Origin of the sequence: Serratia proteamaculans (assembly GCF_004684015.1) — a bacterium.
In the GTDB taxonomy this organism is placed as follows: domain Bacteria; phylum Pseudomonadota; class Gammaproteobacteria; order Enterobacterales; family Enterobacteriaceae; genus Serratia; species Serratia proteamaculans_F.
In genome coordinates this window covers 651,081-666,658 of record NZ_SRIA01000019.1, presented here as the reverse complement: position 1 = coordinate 666,658, position 15,578 = coordinate 651,081, and the positions used below count along the sequence as shown (strand labels likewise).

16 protein-coding genes are annotated in these 15,578 nt (G+C 54.9%); 10 read left to right on the top strand and 6 right to left on the bottom strand.

The window, feature by feature from the left end; genetic code table 11:
* Window positions 1–32 precede the first annotated feature (32 nt).
* From lepB to acpS, 6 genes are all read left to right on the top strand, one after another.
* A complete protein-coding gene (gene lepB / locus E5C26_RS18755) occupies window positions 33–1,010 on the top strand; it encodes a signal peptidase I (protein WP_135317641.1) in 978 nt (325 codons plus the stop codon).
* A gap of 307 nt (window positions 1,011–1,317) precedes the next feature.
* Window positions 1,318–1,998, top strand: coding sequence for a ribonuclease III (rnc, locus tag E5C26_RS18750; protein ID WP_012146375.1), 681 nt, complete (start codon window positions 1,318–1,320; stop codon window positions 1,996–1,998).
* Window positions 1,995–2,903 carry a GTPase Era gene (era, locus tag E5C26_RS18745; protein ID WP_012146374.1) on the top strand — a complete coding sequence of 303 codons (909 nt, stop codon included), beginning with the start codon at window positions 1,995–1,997 and terminating at the stop codon, window positions 2,901–2,903. Before rnc ends, era begins: the two co-directional genes overlap by 4 nt.
* A gap of 8 nt (window positions 2,904–2,911) precedes the next feature.
* Window positions 2,912–3,643 (top strand): DNA repair protein RecO, encoded by a 732-nt coding sequence (gene recO / locus E5C26_RS18740; RefSeq protein WP_135317640.1) that lies wholly within the window; start codon window positions 2,912–2,914, stop codon window positions 3,641–3,643.
* 73 nt (window positions 3,644–3,716) lie between these two features.
* The gene (gene pdxJ, locus E5C26_RS18735; protein ID WP_135317639.1) at window positions 3,717–4,448 is read left to right on the top strand and encodes a pyridoxine 5'-phosphate synthase; all 732 of its coding nucleotides are present in this window, start codon (window positions 3,717–3,719) and stop codon (window positions 4,446–4,448) included.
* Window positions 4,448–4,828: a holo-ACP synthase gene (gene acpS / locus E5C26_RS18730; RefSeq protein WP_135317638.1), complete on the top strand. Its 381-nt coding sequence runs from the start codon at window positions 4,448–4,450 to the stop codon at window positions 4,826–4,828. Before pdxJ ends, acpS begins: the two co-directional genes overlap by 1 nt.
* Before the next feature lie 54 nt (window positions 4,829–4,882).
* On the opposite strand, the gene E5C26_RS18725 is transcribed toward acpS, so the two are convergent.
* The 3 genes from E5C26_RS18725 to E5C26_RS18715 all read right to left on the bottom strand — a co-directional run bounded on the left by E5C26_RS18725 (window position 4,883) and on the right by E5C26_RS18715 (window position 7,772).
* The gene (locus E5C26_RS18725; protein WP_135317637.1) at window positions 4,883–5,143 is read right to left on the bottom strand and encodes a YfhL family 4Fe-4S dicluster ferredoxin; all 261 of its coding nucleotides are present in this window, start codon (window positions 5,141–5,143) and stop codon (window positions 4,883–4,885) included.
* Window positions 5,144–5,251: 108 nt separating this feature from the next.
* Window positions 5,252–6,820, bottom strand: a complete 1,569-nt coding sequence (locus tag E5C26_RS18720) for a phosphoethanolamine transferase (RefSeq protein ID WP_240776083.1) — start codon at window positions 6,818–6,820, stop codon at window positions 5,252–5,254.
* A gap of 103 nt (window positions 6,821–6,923) precedes the next feature.
* A complete protein-coding gene (locus E5C26_RS18715; RefSeq protein WP_135317636.1) occupies window positions 6,924–7,772 on the bottom strand; it encodes a MurR/RpiR family transcriptional regulator in 849 nt (282 codons plus the stop codon).
* A gap of 168 nt (window positions 7,773–7,940) precedes the next feature.
* Here E5C26_RS18715 and murQ point away from each other — a divergent pair, with 168 nt between their 5' ends.
* The 3 genes from murQ to yfhb are packed head-to-tail and all read left to right on the top strand — an operon-like array spanning window position 7,941 to window position 10,881.
* Window positions 7,941–8,834, top strand: coding sequence for an N-acetylmuramic acid 6-phosphate etherase (gene murQ, locus E5C26_RS18710; RefSeq protein ID WP_135317635.1), 894 nt, complete (start codon window positions 7,941–7,943; stop codon window positions 8,832–8,834).
* A 19-nt stretch (window positions 8,835–8,853) separates the two neighbouring features.
* Window positions 8,854–10,221 (top strand): PTS transporter subunit EIIC, encoded by a 1,368-nt coding sequence (locus E5C26_RS18705; protein ID WP_135317634.1) that lies wholly within the window; start codon window positions 8,854–8,856, stop codon window positions 10,219–10,221.
* A gap of 3 nt (window positions 10,222–10,224) precedes the next feature.
* On the top strand, window positions 10,225–10,881 hold the full coding sequence (gene yfhb / locus E5C26_RS18700; RefSeq protein ID WP_135317633.1) for a phosphatidylglycerophosphatase C: 657 nt from the start codon (window positions 10,225–10,227) through the stop codon (window positions 10,879–10,881).
* A 38-nt stretch (window positions 10,882–10,919) separates the two neighbouring features.
* Here yfhb and yiaY read toward each other — a convergent pair whose 3' ends face one another.
* On the bottom strand, window positions 10,920–12,071 hold the full coding sequence (gene yiaY / locus E5C26_RS18695) for an L-threonine dehydrogenase (protein ID WP_135317632.1): 1,152 nt from the start codon (window positions 12,069–12,071) through the stop codon (window positions 10,920–10,922).
* Between the two features lie 146 nt (window positions 12,072–12,217).
* A complete protein-coding gene (locus E5C26_RS18690; protein ID WP_135317631.1) occupies window positions 12,218–13,270 on the bottom strand; it encodes a DUF2157 domain-containing protein in 1,053 nt (350 codons plus the stop codon).
* Between the two features lie 150 nt (window positions 13,271–13,420).
* Between E5C26_RS18690 and tadA the strand changes: the two genes are divergently transcribed.
* On the top strand, window positions 13,421–13,966 hold the full coding sequence (gene tadA / locus E5C26_RS18685; RefSeq protein ID WP_409513911.1) for a tRNA adenosine(34) deaminase TadA: 546 nt from the start codon (window positions 13,421–13,423) through the stop codon (window positions 13,964–13,966).
* Here tadA and mltF read toward each other — a convergent pair whose 3' ends face one another.
* On the bottom strand, window positions 13,967–15,427 hold the full coding sequence (gene mltF, locus E5C26_RS18680; RefSeq protein ID WP_135317629.1) for a membrane-bound lytic murein transglycosylase MltF: 1,461 nt from the start codon (window positions 15,425–15,427) through the stop codon (window positions 13,967–13,969).
* Window positions 15,428–15,578 lie beyond the last annotated feature (151 nt).

Here is a 15,578-nt window from a genome sequence, read left to right as displayed (position 1 = left end):
CAGCGATAAAGTCGCGAAACTAGGGAGTTTGCATGGCGAATATGTTTGCCCTGATCCTGGCACTGGCCACATTGGTTACCGGGATCATCTGGGCCTTTGAGCGCTTCAGATGGGCGCCGGCCCGCCGAGCGAAAATTGCGGCGGTGAATGCACAGACTGCGGGCGCCGTAGACGATAAAACGCTGGCAAAAGTGGCGAAACAACCGGGTTGGATTGAAACCGGTGCGTCGGTTTTCCCGGTATTGCTGCTGGTCTTTGTGGTGCGTTCGTTTATTTACGAACCTTTCCAGATCCCATCTGGTTCCATGATGCCGACGTTGTTGATTGGCGATTTTATTCTGGTGGAGAAATATGCCTACGGCATTAAAGATCCTATTACCCAGACCACGCTAATTGAAACCGGTCATCCGAAACGCGGTGATATTGCGGTATTTAAATATCCGCTGGATCCAAAACTTGATTATATCAAGCGCGTGGTTGGCCTGCCGGGCGACCGTGTGAGTTACGATCCGATCAATAAGCGTGTGACCGTTCAGCCTTCGTGTAATAGCGGTCAGCCATGCAATACCGCATTGGCAGTGACTTATAACGACGCGCAGCCAAGTGACTTTGTGCAGCTGTTCAGCCGCAGCGGCATGGGGGAGGCCAGCAATGGTTTCTACCAGATCCCGCTGAGTGAAAACGTGCCGCAGGGCGGCATCCGCCTGCGTGAACGCCAGGAAACGCTGGGTAATGTTTCTCACCATATTCTGACCGTGCCGGGCACGCAGGATCAGGTGGGCGCTTACTATCAGCAGCCGGGTAAACAGCTGGCGGAGTGGGTTGTGCCGGCGGGTCATTACTTCATGATGGGTGATAACCGCGACAACAGCGCCGACAGCCGTTATTGGGGCTTCGTACCGGAGAAAAACCTGGTAGGTAAGGCCACGGCGATCTGGATGAGTTTTGAAAAGCAGGAAGGCGAATGGCCTACCGGCGTAAGATTTAGCCGCATCGGTGGAATTCATTAATCCAGTGTTTCTACCCTATGAATTTCAAGCTGTAGCTAGGCGACCAGCTCGCTCATCCCCAGGCGCTTACTCAAGTAAGTCACTGGGGGGAGCGCGTGCAGGTAACAACGCTATAGTTTGAAAGGCGACGGGTATATTAACGCAGCATTATATTTCCACTCGTTGTAGAATACCGGCTCGAGCGATAAAAAGTTGGCTCCCTGTTGGGAGCCACTGCAAACGAAACAGCTTTGGATTGGCTTTCGGCAAAGCAGGCCTGTTCCGTATGCTGCAAGTTTTTGACGCATTCTTGATCTATTGGTAACTCATGAACCCCATCGTAATAAATAGGCTACAGCGGAAGCTGGGCTACACTTTTCAACAGCAGGAGCTCTTACTGCAAGCGTTAACTCACCGTAGCGCCAGCAGTAAACACAATGAACGTCTTGAGTTTCTGGGTGACTCCATTCTCAGTTTTGTCATCGCCAATGCGCTGTTCCAGCGTTTTCCTCGCGTAGACGAGGGCGATATGAGCCGTATGCGCGCCACGCTGGTGCGCGGTAATACGCTGGCAGAGATGGGGCGTGAGTTTGATCTGGGCGAATGTCTGCGTCTAGGCCCGGGTGAGTTGAAAAGTGGTGGATTCCGCCGCGAATCAATCCTGGCGGATACGGTGGAAGCCTTGATTGGTGGCGTGTTCCTGGATAGCGACATCCAAACTGTTGAACGACTGATTTTGGACTGGTATCGCAGCCGGTTGGACGAAATCAGCCCCGGTGATAAGCAGAAAGACCCAAAAACCCGTTTGCAGGAGTTTTTGCAGGGGCGTCATCTGCCGTTACCTTCTTATCTGGTGGTGCAGGTTCGCGGTGAGGCGCACGATCAGGAATTTACTATCCACTGTCAGGTGAGTGGTTTGAGCGAGCCCGTAGTGGGAACCGGCTCAAGCCGCCGTAAAGCCGAACAAGCGGCAGCGGAACAAGCGTTAATTAAGCTGGAGCTTGAATGAGCGAAGAGAAACAATACTGTGGTTTTATTGCGATAGTCGGTCGTCCCAACGTGGGCAAGTCCACGTTGCTGAACCAACTGCTGGGGCAAAAAGTCTCCATCACCTCGCGTAAACCACAGACGACCCGTCACCGCATTATGGGTATCGATACCGATGGCGCCTATCAGGCCATCTACGTCGACACCCCGGGTCTGCACATCGAAGAAAAACGCGCCATCAACCGTTTGATGAACCGCGCGGCCAGCAGCTCAATCGGCGACGTCGAGCTGGTGATCTTCGTTGTGGAAGGGACTAACTGGACCGCCGACGATGAAATGGTGGTCAACAAGCTGCGCAGCCTGAAATGTCCGGTGCTGCTGGCGATCAACAAGGTCGACAACGTTACCGACAAATCCAAGCTGTTGCCGCATATTGCGTTCCTCAGCCAGCAGATGAACTTCCTCGATGTGGTGCCGATTTCTGCCGAAAAAGGCATGAACGTGGATACCATCGCGGCTATCGCGCGCAAGGTACTGCCGGAAGCGGAACACCACTTCCCGGACGATTACATCACCGACCGTTCCCAGCGCTTTATGGCGTCGGAAATTATCCGTGAAAAGCTGATGCGTTTCCTGGGTGAAGAACTGCCTTATTCGGTGACGGTTGAGATCGAACAATTTGTGCCGAACGAGCGCGGTGGTTACAACGTGCACGGGCTGATCCTGGTTGAGCGCGAAGGCCAGAAGAAAATGGTCATCGGCAACAAAGGCGCGAAGATCAAAACTATCGGTATCGAAGCCCGTCAGGATATGGAACAGATGTTCGAAACCAAAGTGCATCTGGAGCTGTGGGTAAAAGTGAAATCGGGCTGGGCGGACGACGAACGTGCGTTGCGTAGCCTGGGCTATACCGACGACCTGAAATAAACTATCCAATGGACGGCTGGGAGCGCGCTTTCGTCCTGCATGGACGACCGTACAGTGAAACCAGCCTGATGCTGGATATGTTTACCGAAGGTCATGGGCGGGTGCGTTTGCTGGCAAAAGGCGCGCGCAGCCGCCGTTCCAACTTAAAGGGTTGCCTGCAACCCTTTACTCCTCTGCTGGTACGCTGGGGCGGTCGTGGCGAAGTCAAAACGCTGCGTAGCGCTGAAGCGGTCTCTCTCGGTTTACCTCTTAGCGGCATGATGCTCTACAGCGGCCTGTACGTGAATGAACTGCTGTCACGGGTGCTGGAGCAGGAAGCCAACTACTCGGTATTATTCTTCGATTATCTACAATGTTTGCAGGCGCTGGCGGCAGAAGACGTTTCGCCAGAGCAAGCGTTGCGCCAGTTCGAATTGGCCTTGCTCAATCACCTGGGCTACGGTCTGGACTTCCTGCACTGCGCCGGTAGCGGCCAGGCGGTGGACGACGGCATGACCTATCGCTACCGCGAGGAAAAAGGTTTTATCGCCAGCCTGGTGGTGGACCATTACAGCTTTACTGGCCGCGAACTGCGCGCGCTGGCAGAGCGCCAGTTCCCGGATGTACAAACCTTGCGTGCCGCCAAACGTTTCACCCGCATGGCGCTCAAACCCTATCTGGGGGGCAAACCACTGAAGAGCCGCGAGCTGTTTCGTCAGTTTGTTCGTAAACAACCGGACACGCCGGTCGACGACGCCTGACCTTTTCCCCTTTTGCAGCACTGTTCCCGCGTGTAAACTACGGCCACTGAAAATCGTTTTTTAGAGGGTTGTCATGGCTGATTTGCTGCTGGGCGTCAATATCGATCACATCGCCACGTTACGTAACGCGCGCGGAACCCAATACCCGGATCCGGTTCAGGCGGCATTTATTGCCGAGCAGGCAGGGGCCGACGGGATCACCGTACACCTGCGTGAAGACCGCCGTCATATCACCGATCGCGACGTTCGCATTTTGCGCCAGACCATCCAGACACGCATGAATCTGGAAATGGCCGTGACCGATGAAATGCTGGATATCGCCATTGAGCTGAAGCCGCACTTTTGTTGTCTGGTACCGGAAAAGCGTGAAGAAGTAACCACCGAAGGCGGACTGGACGTCGCCGGGCAGCAAGACAAGATGGCGGTCGCTGTTGAGAGCCTGACGAAGGCCGGCATTCTGGTTTCGCTGTTTATCGATCCGGATCATCGACAGATCGATGCGGCGGTCGCGGTGGGCGCGCCCTACATTGAAATTCATACCGGTGCTTACGCGGAAGCCGAGGGCGAACTGGCAGTGAAAGCCGAGCTGCACCGCATTGCCGTTGCAGCGACCTACGCCGCGGAGAAAGGCCTGAAGGTCAACGCCGGCCACGGCCTGACTTACCATAACGTTCAGCCGATCGCGGCCCTGCCGGAAATGCATGAGCTGAATATCGGTCATGCAATTATCGGTCAGGCGGTGATGTGTGGGTTGCCGGCAGCGGTGACTGACATGAAGTTGCTGATGCGCGAAGCGCGTCGCTAATGGCGGTGCTGGGGCTGGGTACCGACATTGTCGAAATGGCGCGCATCGAAGCGGTCGTGGAGCGTAGTGGCGATCGTCTGGCGCGTCGCGTACTGAGCGAAGCTGAATGGCAACTGTACCAGCAGCATCAACAGCCGGTACGCTTTCTGGCCAAGCGGTTTGCGGTGAAAGAAGCGGTTGCCAAGGCGTTTGGCACCGGGATCCGCAATGGGCTGGCGTTTAATCAGTTTGAAGTGTTCAACGACGGTCTCGGTAAACCGAATATCCGCCTGCATGCTCGCGCCGCCGAACTGGCGCAGGATATGGGGGTGACCTCGATTCATGTTTCGCTGGCGGATGAACGCCGCTATGCCTGTGCCACGGTGATTATCGAAGGGTAATGGTTTTATCCGGCTACAAAACTAAAGGGCGCCTGTTGGCGCCCTTGTTGATCTTCAGAGTCGGTCGGCGTGGTGCAGCACCACAAACTTGTCCCATAGCTGTTCGTTGGTTTCGTTGTGCTGCGGATCAACCACAATGGTGTTGTCGATAGGGCACACCTGCTGGCAGGTGGGAACATCGTAATGGCCGACGCATTCGGTGCAGCGATCGGTATCAATTTGGTAGATATCATCGCCCATCGAAATGGCCTGATTAGGGCATTCGGGTTCGCACATATCGCAGTTGATGCATTTCTTGGTAATCAGCAGTGCCATGTCAGTTATCTTTTAATCGGTGCACACGAACAGGCGCGCAATCTATCATAAAACCCATTTTTCTGGGCGTTTTTTCACCTGTAGCAGCAGATGCGCTTAACCGGGCCGTCATAGTAACTCCGGCGGGTCGTTGGCCAACTGATCAAAATCAACCATTTCCTGACCATTGAAGACGTGCCTCTTGCCTTGTGCCGTTACCGCTGCAGACAATTGTGGCTTGATGATGGTAATCCCCGCCTGTTGGGCAAACAGACTGAGGAAGTCAAAGGCACTGTGCGGACCCTCAATAAGGATCCGTTGTCGGTCCGAATCCGACAGCACCAGCAGAGGGACTTCATAATTCTGCCGGATATCACCGCCATGGCGCAGGTAAAGTTTGCCATCGATCTCACGATGGGAAAGACCGTGGTCAGAGAAATAGAATAATTTAAATGGTGAGTGAGTCGCTTGCAGCATCCGATAAGCATGCTCGATGAAGCGGTCTGTCTTGCGGTAGGTGGAAAGATAACAAGCGAGCTCAGCGTTATCGCTGGTGAAAACCGGCAGTTCGTCACCGAGGCGTTCGCAAAAATCCGAGTGAGAACCCATGATATGAAGAACATACAGATTTCCCAGGGCATTATTAGCCAATGCGTCTTGCAGCAGGGGTAACAGCTCATCATCATCGGTATTACGTGACTGATAGTCCCCTTTTTTCAGGAATTGGTGCTCATCACTGAACATGGCTATTTTGGAGATAGGCGTATCAAATTCGCCAAGCAACCCTTGGTTGGAAAACCAATGGGTGTGTAATCCTGCAGCTTTCGCCAGCGTAATAATATTATCTGCAATATGACTTTTTTTCCCTTCGCTCAATGCCAACGTTCTCGGCAAAGATTCGAAGGTGTTCGGTGCAGTGGAAATATAATTACTGTAAAAGGTCCCGTTGACGTGATCCAGGAAAGGGGTCGTCGGCGTCGGATAACCGAATAATGACATATAGTCCCTGCGCATGCTTTCACCCACCACAATGACATAATTAGCCTTGTTGTTATTAGCATAATTAAGGATCCAACTGGGTTGGGAATGCGTGCTGGCATCAATTTCTGTCATTTGTTGGTTGTAGCTCTGGTACGAAGAAATTAGTGAGGAAAAGAAATCTACCAAATGAAGATTTCCAACTCCCCCACTGAGTATTCTGGCGAACAGCAAAACGATAAAAATCACCAAAAATGGCAATGTTTTTTTAGTCGGGAGTGGTCGCTGCCAGCTATAGCGAGCAAGAATAAACAATGTGAGCAGTGTGGCGCAGGGTAACAGATAGCAGCCGGCAGGTATGGCGTGCAGAAACTCGATGGCTTCCGCCTTGTTGGTTTGAAACAGGGCCGACACCACGGAGACTGAAGGCGGGCCGTAGATCACGCCGACGGGGGCATAAAGGGCACAAAATATAATGTAGGGTATAACCAGAAAATATCGAGTGAGGGGGATGACAGATAATAATAACAGGCTAAGGGAAATAAACAGGATATCAACCCCCTTGGTGCCGCCATACCCCATCGCTTTTATTAATATCAACGAAGCGACAACGAAGAGCAAAAAATTGCGGATCATTGGGGATGTTGCGAGTATGTGGGTTCTATTTAAAATTACTGTATGTGTTTTCATTAAACTCATTATCAATATATTGCTGTCCATGCCTGTTTAAATTCCGGACGGAATTTAAACAATAAACGCCACACACTCTATTTTTAGATGTGTTTTTTATATTCTGGTGTTTGTGGCATGGGCATTATACGACTCAGACGAGTTTTTTCACTAATTGTTCGCTGTGTTTTATTCTATCGCGCGCATGATCAAGATCGTGCTGAATTAAGGCCATAAACAGCAGATCGGTGAGGGCATATTGAGCGGTGCTGGAAGAAATAGCCGCGCTACGGGTATTGGGCTCTTCGGCAATGGTATATAAGCAGTGGTCGGCGCGTTGCTGCAGGCCGTTCGGCGAGAAGCTGGTCAGCGCCAGCACTTTAGCGCCGGCCAGGCGGGCTTCTTCCGCCGCCAGGTTGATTTCCCGTCGTTCGCCGCTAAATGAAATGGCCAACAGCAAATCCCGCTTGTCCAGCGCCTGAACCGTTGCCAACTGGACGTGCATATCCTGCTCGGCCACTGCCATCACGCCAATTTTAAGTAACTTATAGGAGAAGTCTTTGGCAACCAGGCCGGAAGCCCCAATCCCCAGCAAAATAACCCTTCGTGCCTGACGTAACATTTCCAGTGCCCGATGCAGGCGTTCCTCACTATTGATGTCCAGCGTGGCGCGCAGCGCTGCCTGCTTTTCTACCAACAGTTTTTCACCGACGGTTTTCAAGGCATCACTGCTGAGGATCTGGTTATGTACTGTAACTACGGGGGCAGTCTGCGGTTGGGCCAGGGTCTCGCTCAGTGCCAGTTTTAGTGCCGGGAAACCTTTGTAACCCATCTTCTGCGCAAACTTCACCACGCTCGACTGACTGATGCCCGCCAGTTGGGCCAGCTTTTGCGAGCTGAGATGGCGCGCCTGCTCGGCGTTATGCAGCAGAAAGTCCGCCAGCTTGCGGTCATTTTGAGCCAGCGTTGGATACATCTGGCGAATACGAAGAAGGGTACTCATTGATAATTCCCTGGAAACCAGACGTCATTCTGCCACGCCGAGGGCGAAAACGCGCAGTGAAAATTTTTTGTGAGCCAGTCTCTAAAATAGCAAAAAGCGCTCGCTTTGTTGAATAAAATATTCAAATAATGATTTTAGTTTGTGAATTAAAAATTCAAAGGTGAAAAAATGAACTTGGGCGCATTAGTATCAGAAACCCGCAATCCGGCCACCATGGGGCTCGACGAAATGTCGACGCTGGAGATGGTGAGCTGCTTTAACCAGGAAGACCGCAAAGTACCGGAGGCGATTGAAAAAGTATTGCCGGCCATCGCACAAGCGGTGGATCTGGCGGCGGCGGCGTTGAAGGCGGGTGGGCGGTTGATTTATCTGGGGGCCGGCACCAGCGGCCGCCTTGGGGTGTTGGATGCCTCCGAATGTCCGCCGACCTTTGGCGTGCCACATGGCATGGTGATCGGGTTGATTGCCGGTGGCCCAGGCGCACTGCTCAAAGCGGTGGAAGGCGCGGAGGATGATGCGGCGCTGGGTGAGGCTGATCTCGTCGCGCTGGATTTGACCGCCACCGACATGGTGGTAGGGCTGGCAGCATCCGGGCGGACGCCTTATGTGATTGGCGCACTGCGCTATGCCCGCCAATTGGGTTGCCCGACGGCGGCGATTTCCTGCAACCCGGATTCGCCGATCGCCCATGAGGCGCAGGTGGCGATTTCTCCGGTGGTGGGGCCGGAAGCCCTGACCGGTTCGACGCGTTTGAAGTCCGGCACTGCGCAGAAACTGGTGCTGAACATGCTGTCGACCGGGGCGATGGTCAAACTGGGTAAAGTCTATGAAAACCTGATGGTGGACGTGAAGGCCACCAACGTAAAACTGGTGGATCGCGCCTGCCGCATCGTGGTGGAAGCCACCGGTGCCGGGCGCAGTCAGGCCGAGGCGGCGCTGACGCAGACCGGTTTTGAAGTCAAACCGGCAATTCTGATGATTCTGGCCGGTATCGACGCACAAGAGGCGCAGCAGCGCTTACAACAGCATGACGGCTATTTGCGCGCGGCATTGACGCGCTAAACCACACCTGGGGCGGGCGATGGACAAGACAACGGCACTGGCGACACAGATCCTGGCGGGCATTGGTGGCGAGGGGAATATCCTCCGGCTGGAGAACTGCATGACACGAGTCCGTGTCGAGGTTAACGATGAGCAACACCTTGATCTGGTGGCGCTCAAGCAGTTGCCGGGCATTAAGGGCTATATCAAACAGGGTGAACAACACCAGTTTATCGTCGGCCCTGGGGCTGCCGCCAAGGTGGTCGATGCCATGCGTTCACTGCTCACCGGCGCACCGGCTGTTGTGGCGAGCGGAGATCATGTCGCCCGTAATAAAGCACAAGCCAAACAAAAGTATGCTGCACCAATGAGTGGCGCGCTGAAAAAACTGGCCGATGTCTTTATTCCGTTGATACCGGCGTTCATCGCCTCCGGCCTGATTACCGGCATCATCAACCTACTGAAACGGCCGGATATTGCCGGCGAGCTGGCGTTAAATTACCCCAACGTGCTGGGGCTGCTGGCGATTTTTGGCAGCGCAGTGTTCGCCATCATGAATATTCTGGTCGGGGTTAACGCCGCCAGGGTGTTTGGTGGTTCTCAGGCGATGGGCGGCGTCATGGCCGGTATTCTCTCCAGCCCGGCGTTGGCGCAAATCACCCTGTTTGGTGAGGCATTGCAGCCTGGCCGTGGCGGGGTGATTGCGGTGCTGCTGGTGGTGGCGTTGATGTGCTGGGTTGAAAAGCGCCTGCGTAATTGGCTGCCGGAGTCGATCGAGCTGATCCTCAATCCGCTGATCACCACGCTGGTGACCGCATCGTTGGCGATTGTGATCCTGCAGCCGTTGGGCGGCTATATTTCTGATGCCATCGCCCACGGCGCTAACCTGGCGATAGATAAAGGCGGTTTGCTGGTGGGCGCCGTGCTGTCCGGGCTGTTCCTGCCGTTGGTGTTGTCCGGTTTACATCAGGGTCTGGTGCCGATCCACGTCGAACTGGTGCAGGCACACGGTTCCAACCCACTGTTGCCGATTTTGGCGATGGCGGGTGTCGGTCAGGTCGGGGCGGCGCTGGCCGTATTAATGAAAACCCGTAATGCACGGCTGAAAAAGGTGATCAAGGGGGCGTTGCCGGTCGGCATTCTCGGCATTGGCGAACCTTTGATTTTCGGGGTGACCTTACCGCTGGGCAGGCCCTTTATTGCCGCTTGTCTCGGCGGCGCAGTGGGTGGGGCGCTGATCAGCTACTGGAAGGTGGCGACGGTGATCACCTTTGGTATCTCGGGTTTACCTTTGGCGTTAACCATTGTCTCGGGTAAGGTGATGTTGTATCTGACGGGGCTGGTGATTACCATTGCCGCTGGATTTATTTTCACCTGGATAATGGGATTCAACGATCCTGAGGAGTAGCGCTTGAGCGAGAAACAGAGCCAACAGGCCGCGGAAGGCCGCCGTGTGGTGTTCTTTGATCTGGACGGCACGCTGCATCAGGAAGACATGTTTGGCAGTTTCTTGCGTTTCTTGTTGCGCCATCTGCCATTGAATCTGTTGCTGGTGGTGCCGTTGTTGCCGGTTGTCGGGCTGACGCTGTTGGTGATGGGCCGTGCCGCCCGTTGGCCGATGAGTGTGCTGCTGTGGTCGATTACCTTTGGTCGTTCAGAGGCCCGCTTAAAGGCGCTGGAACAGCGCTTTGTCCGTTATTTCCGCGATAAGGTGACTGCCTTCCCGGTGGTGCAAATGCGTCTGCGCCAGTACCTTGAAGCACATGATGCGCAGGTATGGTTGATCACCGGTTCACCGGAGCGTCTGGTGGAGCAGGTGTATCAGGACTCGGCTTTTTTGCCGCAGGTTCACCTGGTAGGTAGTCGTATTGTACGGCGTTACGGCGGTTGGGTGCTGGCTCTGCGTTGCCTGGGGGTACAGAAGGTGACCCAGTTGGAACAGCGTCTCGGTACGCCGCTCAAGCTATACAGTGGCTACAGCGACAGCAAGCAGGATAACCCCTTGCTGTATTTCTGCGAGCACCGCTGGCGGGTCAGTAAGCTGGGTGAGTTGCAACAGCTGGAATAGCAAAAGGGCGGATATCCGCCCTTTGTTGTTTTTGAAGCTTACATAGCCGCGCGGAAGATGGCGACAATCTGTTCGTGGGTGGCTTGTATCGGGTTGGTGAAGCCGCAGGCATCTTTCAACGCGTTGGCCGCCAGCGTATCGAAATCCTGTTCTTTCACTTTTAAATCGAGCAGCCCAGCCGGGATGCCGACGTCTTTTGCCAGCAAACGAATGGCGGCGATACAGGCGGCTGCGCCCTGTGGATCGTTAAGGTGCTTCACATCCAGCCCCATGGCGACGGCGATGTCTTTCAGTCGTGGTGCACAAACTCGGGCGTTGAACTCCTGCACGTGTGGCAGCAGAACCGCGTTACATACCCCGTGCGGCAGATCGTAGAAACCGCCGAGCTGGTGCGCCATGGCGTGCACATAACCGAGAGAAGCATTGTTGAAGGCCATTCCGGCCAGGAACTGGGCGTAGGCCATATTTTCACGTGCCTGCATATTGCTGCCGTCGGCGACCGCATCGCGCAGCGATTCGGCAATCATGGTGACGGCTTTCAGCGCGCAGGCGTCGGTAATCGGGTTGGCGGCGCTGGAAACATAGGCTTCAATCGCGTGGGTTAATGCATCCATCCCGGTGGCGGCGGTCAGTCCTTTTGGCATGCCGGCCATCAGGTGCGGATCGTTGACCGACAGGATCGGGGTGACGTGTTTATCGACAATCGCCATTTTGATGTGGCGTGCTTCGTCGGTAATGATGCAAAAACGGGTCATTTCGGAGGCGGTGCCGGCAGTGGTGTTGATGGCAATCATCGGCAGTTGCGGTTTGGCAGAGCGATCGACACCTTCATAATCCTTGATCTCTCCGCCGTTGGTCGCGACCAGCGCGATACCTTTGGCGCAGTCGTGTGGCGAGCCGCCGCCGAGAGAAACTACGCAATCGCAGCGGTGTTCTTGCAGCAGGGCCAGACCCTGTTTCACGTTCAGGGTCGTTGGGTTAGGGTGGGTGCCGTCGTAAACGCAGCTTTCAATCTGTTGTGCGGCGAGTAACTGTTGAACCTGAGCGACCACGCCAATGTTATTGAGCACTTTGTCGGTCACGATCAATGCGTGGCGCAATCCTTGTTGCTTCATGGTGTTCGCCGCTTCGATCAGACAGCCGGAACCGATCATATTGACGGAAGGGATAAAGAACGTTGAGGCAGCCATAACTCACTCCTTGAAAAAGCTTTATTGCTTGCCTCAAACATTACCCCGCTAATTATTAAGCGTTTATGATCTATCGCAATTTCGCGCTATACCCGCTGTCTTTTAAACCACCCTGTTGTTAGCGGCGCAGCAGAAGTGGCCGGATGTTAATCATCGGTCAGGTCGTGCGGTTTGCGGCCCAGTTGCCATATTTTTTCAGCGTAGTGGCCTAATGCCCACAGGCTCAGGCCGAGCAGCACAAAGAAAATCGCCTTTGGTATCGCGCCCCAGAAAAACTCGAAAAAGCGGGTATAGAGGTTAATGCCAAGGAAAGTCAGGCCGAACCCGCGCAGCATGCCGTCGTCACGTTTCAGCCCCAGCCAAATGCAGCCGATGGCGACCAGGCCGAACAACAGGCTCCAGTGGAACAGTTCTATCTGACGAGCGTTGTACCAGCTATCGAGGTCACCATAATTGCCAAAGATTGACAGCAACCACAGAGCAATAAACAGATACAACAAGCCCATCGCCAGGGAAACTCGTTCCAGCCCGCGGCTGGCGAGCAGCGGTCGTAACAGCAAGGCCGCGGCGATCAGGACCACCCCGAAGGCGATAAAGCGCATCGGGAAGCTCATGCCCAGCCAATAAGCTCCCCAGCCGGACATATAACCGGTTTCGGCGCCGAAGGCGTTGCCGAGTGACAGCAGGGCAAACCACCACACCAGCCCGGAGCGGCTGAACCAGCCAATCACGCCATACAATAGGGCGGCGAATATCAGCAGCAGTGAAACCCGGCCGCTGCCGTTATCCAGCCAGACGCCCATCTGCCACAGGGCACAGGCAGTAAACAGCACGGCAACGAACAGCGCGGCCTCATTACCGTAGCGTTTTTCCGGATGGCGCCGACGGCGACGCAGCGCCCAGACATAACAAAGTGCGGCTACCACGGCAGCGATAGTCATGCGTACCGGCGCATCGAAGCGGAACAGTTCGCTCAAGCGGTAAAGCAGCTCGCTGTCGGCGAACAGGCTGCTGATGGCAATCACCAGTGAAGCCAGCGCGGCGAGAAACGCATAACGCGCCAGTCGTCGCCAGTCGAAGGGCTGCACTTCGACATGTTGCAGCAGCTGTTGCTGCTGTTGTGTGGTTAATGCCCCTTCACCGACCCAACCGTCCAGCGCCTTGCGCACCACGACGGCATTCTTTTTGCTGAATTTCATGTTTCCTGTCCCTGAAAAACACTGTTATTCAATCAGTATATACCCGTTGTATTTCAAGCAGCAGAGTTCAACTTTGTTCCCACCTGTAGGGGGCGAATATATTCGCCCCGGCTAACACGGGCGCAGCATGCAGCGCCCCTACTGTGTATAATGCCCGCCGCAAAGTGCACGAGGAATGATGCAATGACTGAATATAATGATGAGTACTGGATGCGTCAGGCATTGCGGTTGGCCCTGCGTGCGCAGGAAGAGGGTGAAGTGCCGGTAGGGGCACTGTTGGTGCTGGATAATCAGGTGATTGGCGAAGGCTGGAACCGGCCGATTGGCCGTCACGATCCGACGGCGCATGCGGAGATCATGGCGTTACGGCAGGGCGGGGCGGTGCTACAGAACTACCGTCTGCTGAACGCGACCCTGTATGTGACCCTGGAACCCTGTGTGATGTGTGCCGGCGCTATGGTGCACAGCCGCATTCGTCGGTTGGTGTACGGCGCGGCCGATGTCAAAACCGGTGCGGCAGGATCGCTGGTGGATATTTTACGCCACCCGGGCATGAATCATCAGGTGGAGATCCTGTCCGGCGTGCTGGCCGAGGAGTGCGCCGCTACGCTGAGCAACTTTTTCCGTATGCGTCGTGAGCAGCAAAAAGCGTTGAAACAAGCGCAGCGCAGCGATATGGATAACAAGCCGGAATAATCAGAAATTCAGAGCCAGTTCCGGCGTCACGGCCGGATAACCTTTCCCCAGTTCGGCCTGCTCGGCCGCTTCCTGCGCCGCCTTCCTCTCTTTTTCCAGCAAGTAACCCACCAAACTGACCTGATAGCGGCGAATGTTTTCCACGTAGTTATAGGCTTCGCGCCCACGCGCATAGCCGTAGGTTAATTGCGGGTAGTAGCGTTTCTGGCTGAGCATCGGCAGACGCTGTTTGACGTCGACCCAGCTGTCCGGATTGCCTTTTTGCATTTTGGTCAGCTTACGGGCATCGAGCATATGGCCCCAGCCCATGTTGTAGGCCGCCAGCGAGAACCAGATACGTTCATCTTCCGGCACGCTGTCGGGCACCTTGGCCATCAGCCTTTGCAGGTAGAGGGCACCGCCCTGAATACTTTCCTCCGGATCGAGACGGTCGTTCACCCCCAGGCCCTCGGCAGTGGCTCGTGTCAGCATCATCAGGCCACGCACGCCGGTCGGTGAGGTGGCCTGCGGGTTCCAGTGTGATTCCTGATAGGCAATGGCCGCCAGCAGCTTCCAGTCGATCTCGCTGGCATACTTTTCAAACAGCGAGCGGAAGGTCGGCAGTACCGAATCGATGGCAGACAGGAAGGTCTTGGTATCGACGTAATCGAAACTGCCTACGTGGCCGAGATATTTCTCTTCCAGCCGTGCCAGGGTGCCGTCATCCACCATCTGGCTGTAGAAATCCAGCATGGCTGCATACAGACTGTCGTCGGTGCCACGTTTCAGGTACCAGGTAACCGGTTCTTCATCGGTGACGTCGAACGCCACGGCCAATTGTGGGTGGATGCGTTGCAGCAGCGCGATGGTAACGGAATCGCCGAGGGTGTAATCCAGCTTGCCGTCGGCCACCTGCTCCAGTAGCTCTTTGGAGGTGAGATCGCTGGAGGCTTCCCAACTGAGATCCGGGAATTTACTTTGTTTGAGTTGTTTCAGGGTGCTGACGTGTGCCGAGCCGGAGGCCACCGCCAGTTTGCCTTTAATGTCGGCAAAGGTTTTCGGCCGGGCAGTACCCAGGCGATAAACCAACTGTTGAGAAACGGAATAATAAGCCGGGCCGGTGCGCGCACGGCTGAGGCGATCCTGATTGTAGATCAGACCGGCGGCCAACAGATCGGCATCGTCATCGTCCAGATCGTCAAACAGGTCATTAATGTTCTTGTGCGGGATCACCACCAGTTTCACGCCCAGGTAGTTGGCAAAGCGTTTCGCCAACTCGTAGTCGAGGCCGCTCGGCCCCTGTTTGGTGGTGAAATAGGTTAACGGCGAGTTTAGCGTACTGATACGCAACTCTCCGCGCGATTTGATCTCTTCGAGTTGCCCACCCTGGCCGCCGCGCCAGGTAATATTGGGCCACAAGGCGAGCGCCAGAAGCAAGGTAACAACACCGATTAGAATGTAATTTATTTTAAGGCGTTTCAAATAGTTATCCAGTGGTGGCACACATGCACTGCCGACGGCTGTTAAGCACTTTCTTATGGTTAAATCACCAGTGCCGGGGCATTTTGCGCAACAAAACGCCAGCGTGCAACTTTATTGACACGTTATGACAATTCGAGGGGGCGGAGAGCTT

What these genes read in the sequence shown, in the direction of transcription:
- rnc (WP_012146375.1), top strand. Translation starts at nt 1,318, where the DNA reads ATGAACCCCATCGTAATAAATAGGCTACAGCGGAAGCTGGGCTACACT.
- lepB (WP_135317641.1), top strand. Translation starts at nt 33, where the DNA reads ATGGCGAATATGTTTGCCCTGATCCTGGCACTGGCCACATTGGTTACC.
- pdxJ (WP_135317639.1), top strand. Translation starts at nt 3,717, where the DNA reads ATGGCTGATTTGCTGCTGGGCGTCAATATCGATCACATCGCCACGTTA.
- murQ (WP_135317635.1), top strand. Translation starts at nt 7,941, where the DNA reads ATGAACTTGGGCGCATTAGTATCAGAAACCCGCAATCCGGCCACCATG.
- acpS (WP_135317638.1), top strand. Translation starts at nt 4,448, where the DNA reads ATGGCGGTGCTGGGGCTGGGTACCGACATTGTCGAAATGGCGCGCATC.
- E5C26_RS18725 (WP_135317637.1), bottom strand. Translation starts at nt 5,143, where the DNA reads ATGGCACTGCTGATTACCAAGAAATGCATCAACTGCGATATGTGCGAA.
- recO (WP_135317640.1), top strand. Translation starts at nt 2,912, where the DNA reads ATGGACGGCTGGGAGCGCGCTTTCGTCCTGCATGGACGACCGTACAGT.
- E5C26_RS18720 (WP_240776083.1), bottom strand. Translation starts at nt 6,820, where the DNA reads ATGGACAGCAATATATTGATAATGAGTTTAATGAAAACACATACAGTA.
- E5C26_RS18705 (WP_135317634.1), top strand. Translation starts at nt 8,854, where the DNA reads ATGGACAAGACAACGGCACTGGCGACACAGATCCTGGCGGGCATTGGT.
- E5C26_RS18715 (WP_135317636.1), bottom strand. Translation starts at nt 7,772, where the DNA reads ATGAGTACCCTTCTTCGTATTCGCCAGATGTATCCAACGCTGGCTCAA.
- era (WP_012146374.1), top strand. Translation starts at nt 1,995, where the DNA reads ATGAGCGAAGAGAAACAATACTGTGGTTTTATTGCGATAGTCGGTCGT.
- tadA (WP_409513911.1), top strand. Translation starts at nt 13,421, where the DNA reads ATGCCCGCCGCAAAGTGCACGAGGAATGATGCAATGACTGAATATAAT.
- E5C26_RS18690 (WP_135317631.1), bottom strand. Translation starts at nt 13,270, where the DNA reads ATGAAATTCAGCAAAAAGAATGCCGTCGTGGTGCGCAAGGCGCTGGAC.
- yiaY (WP_135317632.1), bottom strand. Translation starts at nt 12,071, where the DNA reads ATGGCTGCCTCAACGTTCTTTATCCCTTCCGTCAATATGATCGGTTCC.